Consider the following 18,249-nt stretch of genomic DNA (forward strand, 5'->3'; position numbering starts at 1 on the left):
TTCGAGCAAAATTACGGAAAAGGTCAGGGAGTGAAAAACATTTACCCTTTTATTCTTTTTTAGCTAATTTTGTATTATGTCAAAAATAGGAATTGTCGGATCAGGTATGGGTAGCTTGGGCTTTGCCATTCGCAGCGCGGTGGCGGGGCACGAAGTCAGCGTTTTCGAGGCTAATACCTATGTAGGTGGAAAGCTAGCCGAGATTAAAATGGACGGCTTTCGTTTTGATGCCGGCCCGTCCCTCTTCACAATGCCCCACCTAGTGGACGAATTATTCACGCTGGCAGGCAAAAATCCGCGGGACTATTTCACTTATGAGCGATTGCCGGAGATTTGCCGCTACTTTTGGGAGGATGGCACTCGCTTACAGACGAATGCGGCACCGGAGGAAACAGCTGCGGCGATTGCCTCAGAATTAGGAGAATCGTCAGAAAACGTATCCGCTTTTTTACGTGGAATCGGCGAAAACTACCACATCATTAGTGATCTATTTCTCGACAATTCATTACATTCTATATCTACTTGGACGGGTTCTAAAGCCTTGAAAGGCTATGCAAACCTACATCGTTTAGGCTTATTTAACACGATGCACCGTTCTCACGCAAAACGTTTTAAGAACCCGAAAACGGTACAGCTTTTTGACCGCTATGCCACGTATAATGGCTCAGATCCCTACCAAACGCCCGCGACTTTATCGATCATACCCCATTTAGAATACAACATAGGCGCCTTTTTCCCCAAAGGAGGCATTATAAGTATCCCTCGGGCGCTGCACCGTCTCGCGACGGAATTAGGCGTGAAGTTTCATTTAGGAGAGAAGGTATCCCAAATCACTACTTCCAATAATACGGCGACCGGCCTAGCAACCGATAAAGGCACGTATGCATTCGATTACATCGCTAGCAACGCGGATATTCGGCCGAGCTACGAAAAGTTACTATCGCAAGAGCCGGCACCTAAAAAGCTTTTAAACCAGCCGAAATCCAGCTCAGGCATCATTTTTTACTGGGGAATTGACCAAATATTCGATGGATTAGGCGTACACAACATCTTCTTCTCAGACGATTATAAGAGCGAATTCAAGACCATCTTCGAGGACAAAACCATCAACGGCGACCCTACTATTTACCTGCACATCTCCTCGAAAATGGAAAAAGGCGACGCCCCGAAAGGTGGCGAAAACTGGTTTGTATTGATGAATGTACCCGCTAACGAGGGACAAGATTGGGATGCGCTCGTGGCGAAAATGCGCCAAAATGTGATTGCAAAATTATCGCGCAACTTAGGCGTAGACATCGAGAAACACATCGTCGCTGAGGACCTATTAGATCCGCGCAGCATCGAGGCGAGAACTTCGTCTGCCGGTGGAGCCTTGTACGGGAATGCGTCGAATAACCGCTTCGCGGCGTTTTTACGCCACCCGAATTACCGTAAGAACATCAAAAACCTGTATTGGGTAGGCGGGAGCGTGCACCCAGGTGGAGGAATTCCGCTTTGTTTATCGTCGGCAAAAATTGCGGCGAAATTGATGAGTGAGAAGTAAGTTATTTTTTGGCATTATTTGATGATAAAATTATAATTATTTTATTAAATTGAGGCCAATTCAGCTTAATAAATCCTTCTAATCTTCTTTTGCTTGTTCTATGAAACAACTAATAATTATCTTTTCTTTGTCAATATCTGCTGTATTCGCCGTTCCCGCGAATAAACAACACAAAAAACAGCTAGGACAAGTCCAACTATTATCAATGGCACCGCTACAACTGCACCATTCTATGTATTATTGGGGGATCCAAGTTCCTCGGGTGGTGGAATGATTATTGCCGATAGGTGGGTTTTGACAGCGGGACATACTACAGGATATTCTCCAGTTTATGCAGGAATCATGAACCGCAATGACATTAATGGCAACTCAGCTTTACAAGTGACATATACCAACAACGAAAAGTTTGTTAATAATCCTAACCCATCAAATGATATTGGCTTAATTAAATTAAGCCAACCTCTTTCTATTGAGTCATCCTTAAGGGCTATCAAACTTGCGAGTTCTGCAAATACCTACATGTGGCAGAACGGCCAAAGCGGTAAAGTGTATGGTATGGGTAAAACAAACACAGAAAACTATTCACAGCAATTACTAACCACGAATGTTAGCTTGGTTAATAATTCTAGCTCTGTCAGCGAAAAGAAAATTTACGCAACCGGTCCAAACACAAATGACGCCTGCAATGGGGATAGCGGAGGACCATTAACCAATTTTAGTTCACCTTTAGATACAACCACAATTGCTATTGGAATTGTTAGTAGTAATTTAGCCGGTGATTTACAAGCAGGATGTGGCCAAGGTGGTAAATACACAAAGATATCAGAACATTTAAGATGGATCATTGAAACAATACATGCGAATAACGGCACAGAAAAAATTTGTGGAAATACTACCTTTTCAAACTTAAGATATCTGCCTGATGGTGTTACATTTAATTGGACGGCAAGCCCAGCTAATTTATTTACAAACACCTCTGGTTCAGGCACAACATTTACAACGGCTAATAACGGGTCAAATAAAGGATGGGGAATTGTTACGTTAAATGTCACTTTGCCCGATGGCACTTCATTTTCAAAACCATCGAACCCTATTTGGGTTGGGAGTCCCGAAAACGTTCAATTAACAACAGATGGGACTTTTTCAATTAATTATAATTCAACTTCTATATGTAAATCGCTAGGCTATTGTATGTCTGCTTCTACTGGAACGGGGACACCAACCGCAACTCATTTTACCTATTCTGGATGGCCAAGTTATGGCTCTTTCTTAAATACCAATACACTAACTGTACCTAACGATAGAGTATGTTTTGGAACAAATAACACAGGTAGTTTTTATCTAACAATAAAAGCTTTTAATGGTACATGTAGCACAGGAAAGAGCATTATAGTCAATGTAAACAACTGTGGCTATCGAATAGCATCCAATCCTACGCAGTCCACACTATCAATACTTTTAGATGCACCACTTCAAACAGAGAGCATACCTGACAATCTGGATCTTTATGATGAAAAAAACAAGTCAGTAAAATCTTTAGATTTAAAACAAAAGAAAAAGGATATTTCAATAGATCCGGCACACGCATTTGACCTAAAGAAAATTGATTTAGATGTCGCCGATTTACCTCGTGGAGTTTATTATCTTCATTTGGGCTTTGGTTCAAAAAAAGACAATCAAGTAGACAAAATTAGAATTATTCTAAATTAATCCCCTATGAAATCCTCCAACCTTTTCGCTGGACTATTTGTATTTTTTCTTGCTGTGCTCAGCTGTGAAAAGGAGGACATTAATCCTTCTCCAATTGAACGCATCCTAGGGGATTATGATGTAACGTGTTGTAGCTGGGATACAGGAAAAAGATTGATAATTAGCAAAAAAAATGACTCCGTTGTAGAAATTCGAGTGCTTAGCGACTACCCTAACAATCTAAGATCCTTGAAATATCTATATAAAGAATTGACAATTAGGAAACCTATGTATCCCATGGACAGTACTTTTTTTTCTATCGTCGGAACTTATAGAGTAAATACAGAGGTTGGATTGTTTAGGACGCGTAAGGCACGCACAGTTTTGAGTTTATTTGGAGCTGTTGACTCTATAACACAACAGATTCAGGGAATTCAGGCCACTAAACTTACAAACTAACATAGATGCATCCAAAATCAACCCCCTATGAAATCCTCCATCACCCTTTTTGCTGGACTATTTGTATTTTTTCTTGCTGTTCTCAGCTGTGAAAAGCAAGACATTAATCCGTCACCAATTGAAAGCATCCTGGGTGATTATGATGTAACCTGTTGTAGCTGGGATACAGGAAAAAGACTACTAATTAGCAAAAAAAATGACTCTGTCGTAGAAATTCGAGTGCTTAGTGACTACCCTAATAATCTAAGATCTTTGAAATATGTGTATAAAGAATTGACAATTAGGAAACCTTTGAGGATTATGGATAGTGTATTCTTTACTATTTACGGAAATATTAGACCAAATACTCAGATAGGTTTTATAAGAACGCCCAGGGCGGGTATCTATTTGGAATTATATGGTGCAGTTGATTCTATATCAAAAGAGATCCATGGACTTCAGGCCACAAAACGAAAAGACTGACTCTAGCTCACAAAAAATGCGTAATTTTGCCTATTCATTTCCATAAAATTATGATTCAAAGACCACAAACCCTTTTCTTAGCCATAGCGATTATTGGCAATGCCATCGCGACATCGGGCATTTCTATTTGGCAAAAAATAGGCACATCTGGCCAAAAAGCGGAGCTTTTCGCGAACCAATGGTTATTATTTCAAAATGAGAAAGAAGTTGCAGCGCACAGCACGATCGCGATAGCGCTTTTAGTGACTTTATCGACAATTATCACCTTAGTGACTATTTTCTCGTTCAAAAACCGCCTGCGTCAAATGATGCTAGGCCTAGTCAATTCCCTTGTATTAGCGGGAGCGATGGGCTATGCTTTTTGGGTGATTTTCAAGGAGGCGGTGCCTACGTTTGAACCGGAAATTCAGGGAAAATATGGCTACGGATTCTACGCTTTGGTGGTTTCACTGCTAGCTAATATGATTGCGAACCGCCTGATCCGCAAGGACGAGATGCTGGTGCAATCATCGAACCGTATGCGTTAATTATTAAACGATACCCTCTTTCAACAGGTCGTGGAGATGTACAAATCCCACGGCCTTTTTATTTGCCGTCACCACCAACTGAGTGATATTTTTACTTTGCATGATGGCCAAAGCCTCGGTGGCAAATGCCTCCGCTTCGATCGTCTTCGGCGTCGTATTCATCATATCCGCTAACACAATCGATGACCAATCCTTCGAATTCTCTAACGTACGGCGAACGTCCCCGTCCGTAATAATTCCCACTAAATCACCTTTTAAATCCAATACCGCCGTCGCACCTAAACGCTTCGATGAAATCTCGTGAATGGCTTCTTGAATAGTAGCCGTTTGTGGAATGGCTGGGAAATCGTGCGTCGGATAAAGATCCGCCACTTTTAAATAGAGGCGTTTGCCTAGAGCGCCGCCTGGATGATATTTGGCAAAATCCTGTGCCGTAAATCCTTTGCATTTTAATAAACAAACCGCTAAAGCATCGCCTAAAGCCAAAGCTACCGTCGTGGATATTGTAGGTGCTAGATTCAATAAATCCGCCTCCTGTTCCGCTAAGGCGTGTAATATATAATCAGATTGCTGGCCTAAGTACGAGTTCTTATTCGAGACCATCGCAATTAACTTCACTTTCAAACGCTTGATCAAAGGCACTAAAACCTTTATCTCCGGCGTATTGCCTGACTTCGAAATGCAAATCACCGCATCGCCCTCCTGAATCATCCCCAAATCGCCGTGAATCGCATCCGCCGCGTGCATAAACAAGGCCGGAGTTCCGGTGGAGTTCATGGTGGCGACGATTTTTTGGGCAATTATGGCAGATTTGCCTATTCCCGTAAAAACAATTCTCCCTGGAATGCTTAATAAATGTTCCACACAAGCCTCAAAATCGGAATTAATTCCGGCACTTACCTGCAGAATTGCCTCGGCTTCCTGAGTTAAAACATTTTTTGCTGTAGATTGGATATTTTTGCTTAATTTCAATGTTAGAAGAATTTATAGGGGCAAAGATAAGTAGAAGCCCGCAGAAATTAACAATCGCCGAAACATCACATATAATCACATTATGCCCCATCCAATAACCATCGATAGCTTGAAGGAACAGCTAAAAAAAACCTTTGGTTTTAGCCAATTTAGGGGAGAACAAGAAGCCATTATTTTAAATACCGTTCAAGGCAAGAATAGTTTTGTTCTGATGCCTACGGGCGCGGGCAAATCGCTTTGCTATCAATTACCTGCTATTGTGATGGAAGGAACGGCTATCGTTATCTCTCCATTAATCGCTTTGATGAAGAATCAAGTGGACCAAATGGTCGCTTTTGGCATTAATGCTCAATTTTTAAATTCCTCTTTAACGCGTGCTGAAATCAACCGCGTAAAAGCTGAGGTCATTTCTGGAGTGGTTAAATTATTATATATCGCCCCAGAATCACTGAATAAGCAGGAGAACCTGAATTTCTTGAAACAAGCTAAAATATCGTTTGTGGCCATCGACGAGGCACATTGCATCTCGGAATGGGGACACGATTTTAGACCTGAATACCGCAAAATACGTACTATCATCGAGACGATCGATGAGAAAATGCCCATCATCGCTTTAACGGCTACGGCAACACCGAAAGTGCAAATCGACATCCAAAAGACCTTAAATCTGGAAGATGCAACTGTATTTAAAACCTCCTTTAATCGCAAGAATCTCTATTACGAGATCCGATCGAAGAAGGACATTGACAAGCAATTAATCCGTTTCATTAAGTCCCATAATGGGAAAGCGGGGATCATTTATTGCCTTTCAAGAAAGCGTGTGGAGGAAATTGCCGAATTATTGCACGTGAATAGCGTGAAAGCCCTGCCCTACCACGCCGGATTAGAGCCACAGGTGAGAATGTCGAACCAAGAAGCTTTCTTGAATGAAGAGGTGGATGTGATGGTGGCGACGATTGCGTTTGGGATGGGGATTGATAAACCCGATGTACGTTTTGTGATTCACTATGACGCCCCTAAATCGTTAGAGGGTTATTACCAAGAGACGGGGCGAGCTGGACGCGATGGTTTAGATGGAACTTGTATCCTATTCTATACCTACGATGATATATTGAAATTAGATAAGTTTAATAAAGATAAAGCCGTTACAGAGAAGGAGAATGCTAAAATTCTACTTTCTGAAATGGTCTATTACACGAATTTAGGGGTTTGCCGCCGCAAGCAATTGCTTCATTATTTTGGGGAGCACATGGCAGAAAACTGTGGATTCTGCGATAATTGTATGCACCCTACGCCTACTTTTAAGGCAGAAGACGAAGTAAGTCTGGTCTTAAAAGCGGTGAAACAAACAGGCGAACTTTTCGACGCAGAACACATCGCAGACTTCTTAGTTGGTAAATCCAATTCCTTCATTGCGAGCCACGAGCAGGAGAAATTATCCTTGTTTGGGACAGGGAAAAATCTTTCTTGGATTAGCCCAGAAGTAGATGAAGACGACGACGATGACGACGATGATTCAGATGAGGATACGCCTAAGAAGCCGAAAATGCGCAAAACCGCATCGAAGCCAGTGCCCATCGAAGACGAAAAATCTCCTTGGATCTCGTTTATTAAGCAAATGGCAATCTTTGGCCTCCTAGAAAAAGACATCGAGAATTATGGTGTGCTTAAAATTTCTAAGGCCGGTACCGCTTTCCTAAAGCAATCCTTCCCTATTACCTTTTACCGAGATCACGACTACGAAAAAGAGGCTGAACCTACAGAAAGTGATGATGATAGTGCGGCCTTAGGTGCGAAAGCTTACGATGATGCACTTTTCGAAATTCTGAAAACCCTACGCAAGAAAATTGCGAAAGAGAAAAATTTACCTCCTTACGTTATTTTTCAGGATCCTTCTTTGGAAGAAATGGCAACCACCTATCCGACTACACAGGACGAAATGGCCCAAATCAACGGGGTAGGAATGGGTAAAGTTGTGAAATTTGGTAAACCTTTCATCGAAGTAATTAATCGCTACGTAGAGGAAAATGAGATCGAAACTGCGAAGGAAGTGGTGGTTAAATCGACGGTAAATAAGTCCAAAATTAAGATTTACATCATCCAACAAGTGGATCGCAAAATCGACTTAGACCTGATTGCCGAACAAAAAGAGGTGAGCATGGCGGAATTGATTGAGGAAATCGAGACCATTTGCTTCTCTGGAACGAAACTGACCCTAGACTATTACATAAATCAGGTCATCGAGCTAGATAAACAAGACGAAATCTACGAATATTTTATGTCTGCGGACACCGATGACATCGCAGATGCATTAGAAAATTGTGAAATTGAAGATGTGACCGAAGAGGAACTTCGATTAATGCGTATTAAGTTTTTAAGTGAATTAGCCAATTAATCAACATATGAACGTTTTAATTTTAGGTGCTGGAGGCCGTGAACACGCTTTTTCTTGGAAGATTAGCCAAAGCCCTATCCTAGGTAATTTATACATTGCCCCTGGTAATCCAGGAACCGCACAATGCGGAACGAATTTAGATTTCGGCGTGACGGATTTTGATGGAATCGTGGCGGCCATCCGTGCACATGACATCGGATTAGTGGTAGTAGGCCCAGAAGAACCTTTAGTGAAAGGCGTTCGGAACTTTATTGAATCTCACGACGACCTAAAACACGTAAGCATTGTAGGACCTGGCGCAGACGGAGCCCAAATCGAAGGCAGCAAAGACTTCTCGAAGAACTTTATGCACAAGTATGGCATTCCTACGGCAGCCTCTCAAACATTTACGAAAGATACGATTGCAGATGGCCTGGCCTATCTTCAAAAACAATCGCTTCCCATCGTGTTAAAAGCAGATGGTTTAGCGGCTGGGAAAGGGGTGATTATCGCATTGACTCTTCAGGAGGCGGAAACAGCTTTGAATGAGATGCTTTTAGAGGCGAAGTTTGGCGATGCGAGTTCCAAAGTCGTGATCGAACAATTCCTGCGTGGCATCGAATTATCCGTTTTTGTCCTTTCCGATGGTGAAAATTACGTCATACTTCCTGAAGCGAAAGATTATAAGCGCATCAGCGAAAATGACGAAGGTTTAAATACCGGAGGTATGGGAGCGGTTTCGCCGGTTCCATTTGCGAATGCAAAATTCATGGAGGTCGTGAAGCAAAAGGTGATCGAACCTACGGTGAAAGGATTAAAAGCCGAAAACATTGACTACAAAGGATTCATCTTTATCGGTTTAATGAACCACGAAGGGGAGCCTTATGTCATCGAATACAATGCTAGAATGGGAGATCCCGAAACCGAGGTAGTTTTACCTAGAATCGAATCAGATTTCCTATCTTTGTTAATTGCAGCCTCTAATGGCACGCTGAGCGAACAAAAAATTTCAATTTTGGACCAATTCGCTGTTACTACTATGTTAGTCGCAGGTGGGTATCCAGAAGAATACCGCAAAGGTGATGTCCTATCAGGGCTAGAAAAAGTGGAAGACGCTATCGTTTTCCACGCAGGAACAACGTCGAAAGACGGTGAAATTAGTACCAGCGGTGGCCGTGTAATGGCGCTAACTGGAACTTCGAATACCTTGGAAAGAGCGATCCAGAAATCACAAAAGGCCGCTCAAACCATTCAATTCGAAGGCAAAAACTTTAGAAGAGACATCGGATTAGATGTATTAAGATATGGCATGTAAATCGTGTTCTAGCGGATCTTGTGGATCTGCCAGCGAAACTGGTGAAGTTAAAGGCTGCCAAAGTAATGGGGGCTGCGGCACCGGTGGCTGCAATAAAATGAACGTCTTTGACTGGCTTTCAGACCTAGATGTACCTTCTTTTCAACGCTACGATATCGTAGAGGTGAAGTTTAAAGGGGGTAGAAAAGAATATTTCCGCAATACAGATGTTTTAGAATTGCATACGGGGGATTCCGTGATGGTCGATTCGAGCAGCGGAACCCAATTAGGCGTTGTTTCCCTTCAAGGAGAATTAGTTAGACTTCAATTATTGAAGAAAAACATCAAAGACGACGATAAGGTCAAAACTATCTTCCGTATAGCGACAGATAAAGACATCGAAAAGCACGAGCTATCGATGGCGCGTGATTTACCCACCATGTACCGTGGCCGTCAAATCATTCACGATCTTAAGATAAATATGAAATTATCGGATGTGGAATTCCAATCCGATGGATCAAAAGCGATCTTCTATTATTCTTCCGAAGACCGCGTCGATTTCCGTGAATTAATCAAATTACTCGCGACCGAATTTAAGATTCGGGTCGAGATGAAACAGATTTCATCACGCCAAGAGGCGGGTCGATTAGGTGGAATCGGCGTTTGTGGACGCGAATTATGCTGTTCCACCTGGCTATCTGATTTTAAAAACGTGACCACTTCAGCGGCACGCTACCAAAATCTTTCCCTCAACCCAGTCAAATTAAGTGGCCAATGTGGGCGCTTGAAATGCTGCTTGAACTACGAATTAGAGACGTATATGGATGCCTTGAAAAGCATTCCAACGATTGAAGGCAGAATAAAAACTAAGCGCGGGGAAGCCGTCTTGCAAAAGACAGACATCTTCAAGCGAATGATGTGGTTTGGCATTGTAGGTGAAGAAGCTATTTGGATTCCCGTAAGCTGCGATCGCGTAGCGGAAATCGTTGATTTAAATAAGAAAGGCATTATTCCTGAGTCGTTTGAGGATCTAAATCCAGATGCTCCTACAGTGGAAAAACCTACTTTATCTGAGCTAAACTCTGATTTAGAGCGGATGGATAAGAAATATGGCGGCATTAAATCAGGCAATCGCAATAACCGCAAGCCTGGTGGAAATCGGGAAGGTGGTAATCGCGGACCTCGTCCGGAAGGACAAGATCGTGGGCCTCGCCCAGATCGTGGACCTAGACCGCCGCGTCCAGAAGGTGAAAATCGCGGGCCTCGCCCAGAAGGTGAAAATCGCGGGCCTCGTCCAGAAGGTGAAAACCGCGGGCCACGCCCAGAAGGCGAAAATCGCCCACCAAGACCAGAGGGTACCACGCCTCAAGCGGATGGTTCGACAGCAACCCCGAAACCATTCAAGAAGAAAAAGAAGTTTAAACCAAGACCTCCTAGAGATGGTGCAGCGCCTACCACACCTGAAGCCTAGTATTGGAATAATCTTAGTTCTAAGCCTCCTGCTTACCGCTTGTGGTGAATCAGGAGTTGCTTTAGATGAGACGAAGAGTTTTGACGAAATGGGTTGGATTCAAAAGCAACCTATAGGTTTTGACGTAAGTATTCCTGATTCTTTAAGTAGCTATGCGGTTTACGTGGTGGTGCGACAAAATAATTCCTATCCCTTTTATAATTTGTATATCAGTCCCAGCATTTTAGATGCAAAGGGCAAAACCATACAAAAAGGCTTAGCTGAAGCTATTTTATATGACCCCAAGACAGGGAAGCCGAAAGGTGCTGGTTTTGGCGATATCTATGAGAAAAAATTTCTTGTATATCCTGCACTGAAATTCCCTCGAAAAGGAAACTACAAAATTCAAATGGAACAATCGATGCGCGTAGATACGCTGTCAGGAATAGTTTCCATAGGCCTACTTCTAGAAAAAAACGAGAGAAAATAAGCGCATGGCAAAAATTGATGACATCGATAAAAAGATCCTCGCATTTCTGCATGAAGATGCCTTTCTTTCGAACAAAGAAATGGCGGCTCGACTAGGAATGAGCGCTACTCCTATCCACGAACGGATTAAACGAATGGAAAAGGACGGCGTGATTACGGGCTACCGCGCGATGATTAACCCAGCTAAACTAGGTAAAACATTAACCGTTTTTTGTGATATTTCCTTAAAAGAGCACGCCGCAGAATATTTGAATCAATTCGAAAAAGATGTGATGAATTTAGCGGAGGTAGCGGAATGCTATTGCGTTTCAGGACACAGCGATTTTCTGCTTAAAATCGTCGTTGCAGATATGGATGAATACCGAGAATTTATTTTGCACAAACTAGCGAGTATAAAAAATATTGGCAATGCGCAGAGTCATTTCGTGATGAACGAAATTGAAAATGAGCACTTTATGCCCTGGATTTCTAATTCTTTAACCAATTAAGCCTACAAGATAGGGTAAGCCTTTTCAAAGATTTAATTACCTTAGTATGTAAACCTATTACCATGAATAAAATAACAAAGACATTACTGTCTATACTAACCATTGCCTTGATCTTAGGATTAGCGTTTTATCCCAAAATTAAAAAGACTTTTTTCCCCGCTGAGACGAAGGAAAAAGGTAAAGAAAAAGGAGGCCCCGGGGGAAAAGGCGGCAAAACCGCGGTGATTGTTACCGTCGTTAAATCCACACGATTAGATGATATGATCAATTCGACGGGCTCTATTCTGCCCAATGAAGAAGTAGAAATACGTTCTGAGGTCGCTGGACGCATTATTTTATTGAATATTCAAGAGGGGGATGTAGTAGCGAAAGGCACCGTTCTTTTTCGAATTAATGACGACGATTTGCAGGCTCGTCTACGTAAACTTGGCTTCAATAAAAAATTAGCAGAGGATAATGAAGCTCGCCAAAAGATCCTTCTTCAAAAAGAAGCTATTTCGCAACGCGAATATGATATTGCTGTAAACTCGGTCAATACGATTTCGGCAGACATTGAAGATTTAAAAGCACAAATCTTAAAAACCACTTTGCGCGCACCGTTTGCGGGAAGAATTGGTTTTCGCTATATAAGTATGGGAAGTTATATCTCTCCCACGACGAAAATCGCGACTTTAACTAATACGAATCCGGCGAAAATTGAATTCTCCATCCCGGCGAAATATGCCACCCAAGTAAAAAATGGAGGTACTATTGAGTTCGAAACGGAGAATGAGGATAAAACTTTCTTAGGTCGTGTGTATGCGATTGATCCTAAAATCGACCCTCAAACACGTACATTACAAATTAGAGCACAAGCTCCTAATCCAAGTAATCAATTAGTTCCTGGAGCCTTTGCGAAGGTGAATTTAATTCTGAAAACTAAAGGATCAGCGATTTTGATCCCGACGGAAGCGGTCATTCCTGAAGCGAGAGGCAGTAAGGTATATGTAGTAAAAAACGGCAAATCTGTTTCTACTAAAGTGACTTTAGGAACACGCGGCGAAAAGACCGTAGAAATTTTAGATGGTTTAGCGATCGGAGACACCTTGATTACGAACGGTATCCTTCAAGTGAAACCAGATGGTGAAATTGAAATCAAAGAAGTCGTAAAATAATCCAGCTATGGCATCTTTCTCAGAGATTAGTATAAAAAGACCGGTACTTGCGATTGTGATGTCCATTACAATCATTGTATTTGGTATCATCGGATATACCTATTTAGGTGTTCGGGAATATCCTTCCGTAGATCCGCCCGTAGTAAACGTGCAAACGTCTTATACTGGAGCAAATGCAGATATTATTGAATCCCAAATCACGGAGCCTTTAGAGGAGTCCATCAATGGTATCGCTGGTATTCGTACCCTCTCGAGCTCGAGCCGCGATGGTCGGTCGAGTATCACCGTCGAGTTTGATTTGTCGGTAAATATCGAGGATGCGGCGAACGACGTGCGTGACCGCGTATCTCGCTCGATGGGGCAGCTTCCTAAAGACGTGGACCCTCCTATCGTGGCGAAAGCGGACGCTGATGCAGGTCCGATTTATAATATTAATGTATTCTCTTCCACGCGGAACCTTCTTTCATTAAATGAATTAGCGACACGTAATATCAAGGAGAAATTCCAAACCATCCCAGGAGTTAGTTCTGTTCAATTATGGGGCGAGCAAAAATATGCGATGCGTTTGCATATTGATCCGGAACGTTTGGCCTCCTTTCGTTTAACGGCACCTGATATCGTTTCTGCTCTTGCGAAACAAAATATCGAGTTACCCTCTGGAAGTATCGAAGGGGCTAATACTGAGTTAACCGTGAGAACCCAGGGTCGTATGACCACGGAGGAAGATTTCAATAATTTGATCATCAAAGAAGAAGGGGACCGTTCGGTAAAATTCTCGGATGTGGGAAGAGCAGAACTATCACCAGAGAACAACAAGACCTTCTTTAAGCGGGATTTAAAGCCGATGATTTCCATCGCAGTAATTCCTCAACCCGGTTCGAATCAGATCGAAATCGTAGATGCCATTCACAAGAAAGTGGAGCAAATTCGCTTGACCTTGCCGGCAGATGTGGAGATGAAAGAAGGTTTCGATAATACGCGCTATGTACGTAAATCGATTGAAGAGGTCCAAGAAACCATCTTTATGGCGATATTATTGGTAACCATCATTATCTTCTTGTTCTTACGGGATTGGCGATCGACGATTATTCCTTTGACGGCCATTCCGGTCAGCTTAATTGGCGTATTCTTCTTTATGTATTTGGCTGGTTTCTCTGTAAACGTGTTAACATTATTAGGTATCGTTCTTTCTATTGGACTTGTCGTGGATGACGCGATTGTGGTTTTAGAGAATATTTATACCAAAATCGAGGAGGGTCTAAGTCCCTGGGACGCCGCGATAGAAGGCTCGAAAGAGATCTATTTTGCAGTCATTTCAACTACGGTGACCTTAGCCGCCGTATTCTTGCCAGTGATTTTCTTGCAAGGAATTACGGGTCGACTTTTCCGTGAATTTGGAATTGTAGTTGCGGGATCCGTCATTATTTCTGCCTTTGTTTCTTTAACCTTGACACCGATGTTGAGTTCCCGTTTATTGAAAGGAAGTCATACAAAACCTTGGTTCTATACAGTTACTGAGCCTTTCTTTGTCGCCTTAACGAAAGGCTACCAAGATTCCCTCGCCGCATTTATTAAAATTCGCTGGATGGCTTGGGTGATTATGATCACCTTATTTGGCATTATTTATGCGTTGTTTAAATTTGAGGCAATACCATCAGAATTAGCCCCTTTAGAAGATAGGAGTGGCCTTCGTATTAATGCGACAGCTCCGGAAGGCGCCACTTTTGAGTATATGTTGAATTATACGGATGAGATGGCTAAGTTTTTAATCTCTGAAATTCCTGCAAATGAGCGTTATGCCGTTTACTCGATCACCTCCCCTCCTTTTGGAAATGGAGGTTCGAATACGGGAAGTATGCGTGTTATTTTAGCGGATCCGGGAACCCGAAGAACGCAGCAACAAATTGCGGATGCGATTCAACCGAAGATTAAGAAATTCACTGGAGCGCGCGCGACCTTAATTCAGGAGCCCACTTTATCCACTGGTCAGCGTGGTGGCGGTGGTTTACCGGTTGCCTTTGTCATTCAGGCATCGACATTCGAGAGTTTGAAGAAGAATATTCCTTTGTTTATGGCCAAAGTTCGGGAGAGTTCGAAGTTCGAGGTGGCAGATGTCAACTTGAAATTTACGAAGCCTGAACTACGCCTAGAAATTAACCGTGATAAAGCCCAAAACCTAGGAGTTTCCATACAAGACGTGGCTACAACCCTACAATTAGGTCTATCGGGTAGACGTTTTGGCTATTTCGTGATGGATGGAAAACAATACCAAATCATCGGTCAAATCGACCGTCCGATGCGGAATGATGTTTCCGATTTGAAATCTCTTTACGTGAAAAACAACCGTGGGGATTTGATACAGCTGGATAACCTGGTGAAGATCACGGAGCAAAGTACGCCGCCGCAGCTCTTCCGCTATAACCGCTACGTGGCCGCTACGGTGACCGCGCAGATGGCAAAAGGAGTTACTTTAGGTGAAGCATTGAATGAGATGGATAAATTAGCGAAAGAGACTTTTGATGTTTCTTTCTCTACTGCGTATGATGGCCAAAGTAAGGAATTCAAAGAGTCTAGCTCTTCCCTTCTTTTCGCCTTTGCTTTAGCGATTTTGTTGATTTATTTAATCCTTTCGGCACAATTCGAAAGCTTTATCGATCCATTTATCATCTTGTTTACCGTTCCATTAGCGGTGGCGGGTGCCTTATTAACGCTTTGGGACTTCAGCCAAACCTTGAACATTTTCTCCCAAATCGGTATCATCGTACTCATCGGATTGGTCACGAAGAATGGTATTTTGATCGTAGAATTTGCGAACCAACGAAAAGAGTCTGGATCTGAAAAAACAAAAGCGGTTCAAGAAGCGGCTGTAGCTCGTTTCCGTCCTATTATTATGACCTCGCTTTGTACGATTCTTGGTATTTTACCCATCGCATTAGCTTTAGGTTCTGGTTCCCAAAGTAGAGTATCAATGGGTATCGCCGTAGTAGGTGGTATGTTATTCTCGACTACCTTGACACTATACATCATTCCTGCGATTTACAGTTATTTATCGAGTAACCGCAAACCAATACATGTTGAATAAAGAGATTTGGATGCAACGCGCTTTCGACCTAGCCTTACTGGGCACAGGGCGCGTTGCACCTAATCCACTCGTCGGTTGCGTCATCATAAAGAATGATTGCATTTTAGGCGAAGGTTATCACCAGCACTATGGTGGGCCACATGCAGAGGTAAATGCCATTCATCATGCCACCGAATCGGTTGAAGGCGCGTCTGCCTTTGTCACACTTGAACCTTGTTCCCACTTTGGCAAAACTCCTCCCTGTGCTGATTTACTCATTCAATCCGGCATCAAAGAAGTCTATATCGCAAATCTAGACCCCAATCCACTAGTAGCGGGGAAAGGAGTCTCCGCATTAGAAACCGCAGGCATCACCTGCCACATAGGCTTACTAGCCGAAAAAGGCGAATGGATTAACCGCCATTTCTTTACTTTTTTTCGCCTAAAAAGACCCTATATTACCTTCAAATACGCTTGCTCCGCTGATGGTTTCATCGCAGGTCTTGCAGGAGTGCCAGTTCAACTTTCTACTGAATTATCCGCTATTCGCGTACATCAAATGCGCGCAGAGCACCAGGGTATATTAGTGGGTGTCCAAACCATCATCAACGATGACCCTTCGTTAACAACTCGACTAGTGAAAGGAGCAAATCCGATACGGATTGTAGTAGATCCGTCTGGCAGAATGCCCTTAACGGCAAAAGTCCAACAAGATGGCGGAGAAACCCTAGTTTTGCAATCATCCGCGGAAATAGCGTCCTTACCAATTCAATCCATCCTCGTAGAGGGCGGCGCCAAAACTATGGAGCGATTATTTGCGGACGGGCTAGTAGATGAAATTTGGAAAATCAGAAGTCCAAAATCGATAGGAGAAGGAATTCCTGAACCTAAACTAGCTGTTAAATGGAGAGCTATCGATTACTTAGGTGACGACACTTGGTTTAAAGGAATCCTAACACCTGAGCCAGCAGGTACATATTCAGGCCTAAAATAATCGCAGTAATCGCCCAAACGATTCCCTGCAAAAGCGCCGAATTCGCAAATTTTCCCATCTTCTGCTTATCCCCCGTGAAAAGTACTAAAGGAATCACGGCAAAGCTTAATTGCATCGATAGGACGACTTGAGAAAAGACTAGCAGCTCCCCTATCTTCGATTCCCCATAAATCCAGGTAATAAAAAAGGCGGGAATAATGGCGATCAATCGAGTGATGAGGCGACGAAGCCATGGAGCAATTCGTAAATCGAGGAATCCTTCCATGACGATTTGGCCAGCTAGGGTTCCGGTTAAGGTAGCATTTTGGCCTGAAGCTAATAAGGCAACAGCAAACAAGATGCTCGCTAATTTACTCCCCAAAACCGGATCCAATAATTGATAGGCATCCCGGATATCCGCCACATGTTGTAAGTTATTTCCATGAAAGGCGGCGGCGGCTAAAATCAATATCCCTGCATTAATAAAAAAGGCTAATCCAAGTGATAAGGTAGAATCCCAAGTGGCGAATTTAATGGCCTTCTCTTTATCCTCCTCCGTATCTTTGATGGCACGCGTCTGCACGATACTCGAATGCAGATACAGATTATGTGGCATCACCGTTGCCCCTAAAATTCCAATCGCCACATACAGTTGACTCGGGTTCATCACGACGGATGATTGCGGAACAAGGCCGGCCATGATGCCCGACATGGAAGGCTGCGAAATAAATAGTTCGTAGGCAAAACAGCAAACGATGACGATGAGTAAGGATAAAACGATGGATTCAATGACCTTGAAGCCTTTGTTTTGGAAATATAAAATCAAAAAGACGTCTAATATCGTGATCACAATTCCAGCTAGAATCGGAATCCCAAAAAGCAATTGCAAGGCTAGCGCCGATCCAATCACCTCCGCTAAATCACAAGCGGCAATGGCTATTTCACAGACGAACCATAAAAAGATGGCGACCGGCTTCGAAAAAGCATCCCCGCAGGCTTGTGCTAAATCACGACCTGAGGCCACCCCTAGTTTTAAGGCTAAGTGTTGTAAAATGATGGCAAAGATGCTCGAAACAAGGATAACCGAAAGAAGAGTATAGCCGAACGAAGCGCCACCAGCTAAATCCGTTGCCCAGTTTCCTGGATCCATATAGCCTACTGCGACTAAAAAACCAGGTCCCATAAAGGCACGCAAATTCTTCCAGAAACCATTCCCCGTGGGCACGGGTATTGTCCCAAACACTTCGGAGAGGGATTTCATTTTAGGACTAGAACGCCAAGGACTCGACATAATTTAAATTTTAACAAATTTAA

15 protein-coding genes are annotated in these 18,249 nt (G+C 42.9%); 13 read left to right on the forward strand and 2 right to left on the reverse strand.

The window, feature by feature from the left end; translation table 11 throughout:
• Positions 1 to 76: 76 nt before the first annotated feature.
• The 5 genes from crtD (at position 77) to ACST13_RS06775 (ending at position 4,680) form a co-directional block, all read left to right on the forward strand.
• Positions 77 to 1,543, forward strand: a complete 1,467-nt coding sequence (crtD, locus tag ACST13_RS06755; RefSeq protein ID WP_459522449.1) for a 1-hydroxycarotenoid 3,4-desaturase CrtD — start codon at positions 77 to 79, stop codon at positions 1,541 to 1,543.
• A 201-nt stretch (positions 1,544 to 1,744) separates the two neighbouring features.
• Positions 1,745 to 3,253, forward strand: coding sequence for a trypsin-like serine protease (locus ACST13_RS06760; RefSeq protein WP_459522601.1), 1,509 nt, complete (start codon positions 1,745 to 1,747; stop codon positions 3,251 to 3,253).
• A 6-nt stretch (positions 3,254 to 3,259) separates the two neighbouring features.
• Complete coding sequence (locus ACST13_RS06765; RefSeq protein ID WP_459522450.1) at positions 3,260 to 3,691, forward strand: hypothetical protein; 432 nt, start codon at positions 3,260 to 3,262, stop codon at positions 3,689 to 3,691.
• A 27-nt stretch (positions 3,692 to 3,718) separates the two neighbouring features.
• On the forward strand, positions 3,719 to 4,153 hold the full coding sequence (locus tag ACST13_RS06770) for a hypothetical protein (RefSeq protein ID WP_459522451.1): 435 nt from the start codon (positions 3,719 to 3,721) through the stop codon (positions 4,151 to 4,153).
• A gap of 50 nt (positions 4,154 to 4,203) precedes the next feature.
• A complete protein-coding gene (locus ACST13_RS06775; protein WP_459522452.1) occupies positions 4,204 to 4,680 on the forward strand; it encodes a DUF4293 domain-containing protein in 477 nt (158 codons plus the stop codon).
• A gap of 3 nt (positions 4,681 to 4,683) precedes the next feature.
• On the opposite strand, the gene ACST13_RS06780 is transcribed toward ACST13_RS06775, so the two are convergent.
• Positions 4,684 to 5,652 carry a KpsF/GutQ family sugar-phosphate isomerase gene (locus ACST13_RS06780; RefSeq protein WP_459522453.1) on the reverse strand — a complete coding sequence of 323 codons (969 nt, stop codon included), beginning with the start codon at positions 5,650 to 5,652 and terminating at the stop codon, positions 4,684 to 4,686.
• A gap of 82 nt (positions 5,653 to 5,734) precedes the next feature.
• Between ACST13_RS06780 and ACST13_RS06785 the strand changes: the two genes are divergently transcribed.
• The 8 genes from ACST13_RS06785 to ribD all read left to right on the forward strand — a co-directional run bounded on the left by ACST13_RS06785 (position 5,735) and on the right by ribD (position 16,956).
• Complete coding sequence (locus tag ACST13_RS06785; protein WP_459522454.1) at positions 5,735 to 8,047, forward strand: RecQ family ATP-dependent DNA helicase; 2,313 nt, start codon at positions 5,735 to 5,737, stop codon at positions 8,045 to 8,047.
• Between the two features lie 7 nt (positions 8,048 to 8,054).
• Positions 8,055 to 9,341, forward strand: a complete 1,287-nt coding sequence (purD, locus tag ACST13_RS06790; RefSeq protein ID WP_459522455.1) for a phosphoribosylamine--glycine ligase — start codon at positions 8,055 to 8,057, stop codon at positions 9,339 to 9,341.
• Positions 9,331 to 10,791: a regulatory iron-sulfur-containing complex subunit RicT gene (ricT, locus tag ACST13_RS06795; protein ID WP_459522456.1), complete on the forward strand. Its 1,461-nt coding sequence runs from the start codon at positions 9,331 to 9,333 to the stop codon at positions 10,789 to 10,791. Before purD ends, ricT begins: the two co-directional genes overlap by 11 nt.
• A complete protein-coding gene (gene gldH / locus ACST13_RS06800) occupies positions 10,760 to 11,260 on the forward strand; it encodes a gliding motility lipoprotein GldH (RefSeq protein ID WP_459522457.1) in 501 nt (166 codons plus the stop codon). Before ricT ends, gldH begins: the two co-directional genes overlap by 32 nt.
• Before the next feature lie 4 nt (positions 11,261 to 11,264).
• Positions 11,265 to 11,747 (forward strand): Lrp/AsnC family transcriptional regulator, encoded by a 483-nt coding sequence (locus ACST13_RS06805; RefSeq protein WP_459522458.1) that lies wholly within the window; start codon positions 11,265 to 11,267, stop codon positions 11,745 to 11,747.
• Positions 11,748 to 11,809: 62 nt separating this feature from the next.
• Complete coding sequence (locus ACST13_RS06810) at positions 11,810 to 12,901, forward strand: efflux RND transporter periplasmic adaptor subunit (RefSeq protein ID WP_459522459.1); 1,092 nt, start codon at positions 11,810 to 11,812, stop codon at positions 12,899 to 12,901.
• A 7-nt stretch (positions 12,902 to 12,908) separates the two neighbouring features.
• Complete coding sequence (locus ACST13_RS06815) at positions 12,909 to 15,983, forward strand: efflux RND transporter permease subunit (protein WP_459522460.1); 3,075 nt, start codon at positions 12,909 to 12,911, stop codon at positions 15,981 to 15,983.
• Positions 15,973 to 16,956 (forward strand): bifunctional diaminohydroxyphosphoribosylaminopyrimidine deaminase/5-amino-6-(5-phosphoribosylamino)uracil reductase RibD, encoded by a 984-nt coding sequence (gene ribD, locus ACST13_RS06820; protein WP_459522461.1) that lies wholly within the window; start codon positions 15,973 to 15,975, stop codon positions 16,954 to 16,956. The genes ACST13_RS06815 and ribD overlap by 11 nt, the downstream gene beginning before the upstream one ends.
• Here the strand turns inward: ribD and ACST13_RS06825 are convergent.
• The gene (locus ACST13_RS06825; protein WP_459522462.1) at positions 16,904 to 18,226 is read right to left on the reverse strand and encodes an Nramp family divalent metal transporter; all 1,323 of its coding nucleotides are present in this window, start codon (positions 18,224 to 18,226) and stop codon (positions 16,904 to 16,906) included. The two genes, ribD and ACST13_RS06825, sit on opposite strands and share 53 nt — an antisense overlap.
• Between the last annotated feature and the right edge of the window lie 23 nt (positions 18,227 to 18,249).

The organism is Aquirufa sp. A-Brett2-W8, from assembly GCF_054558755.1.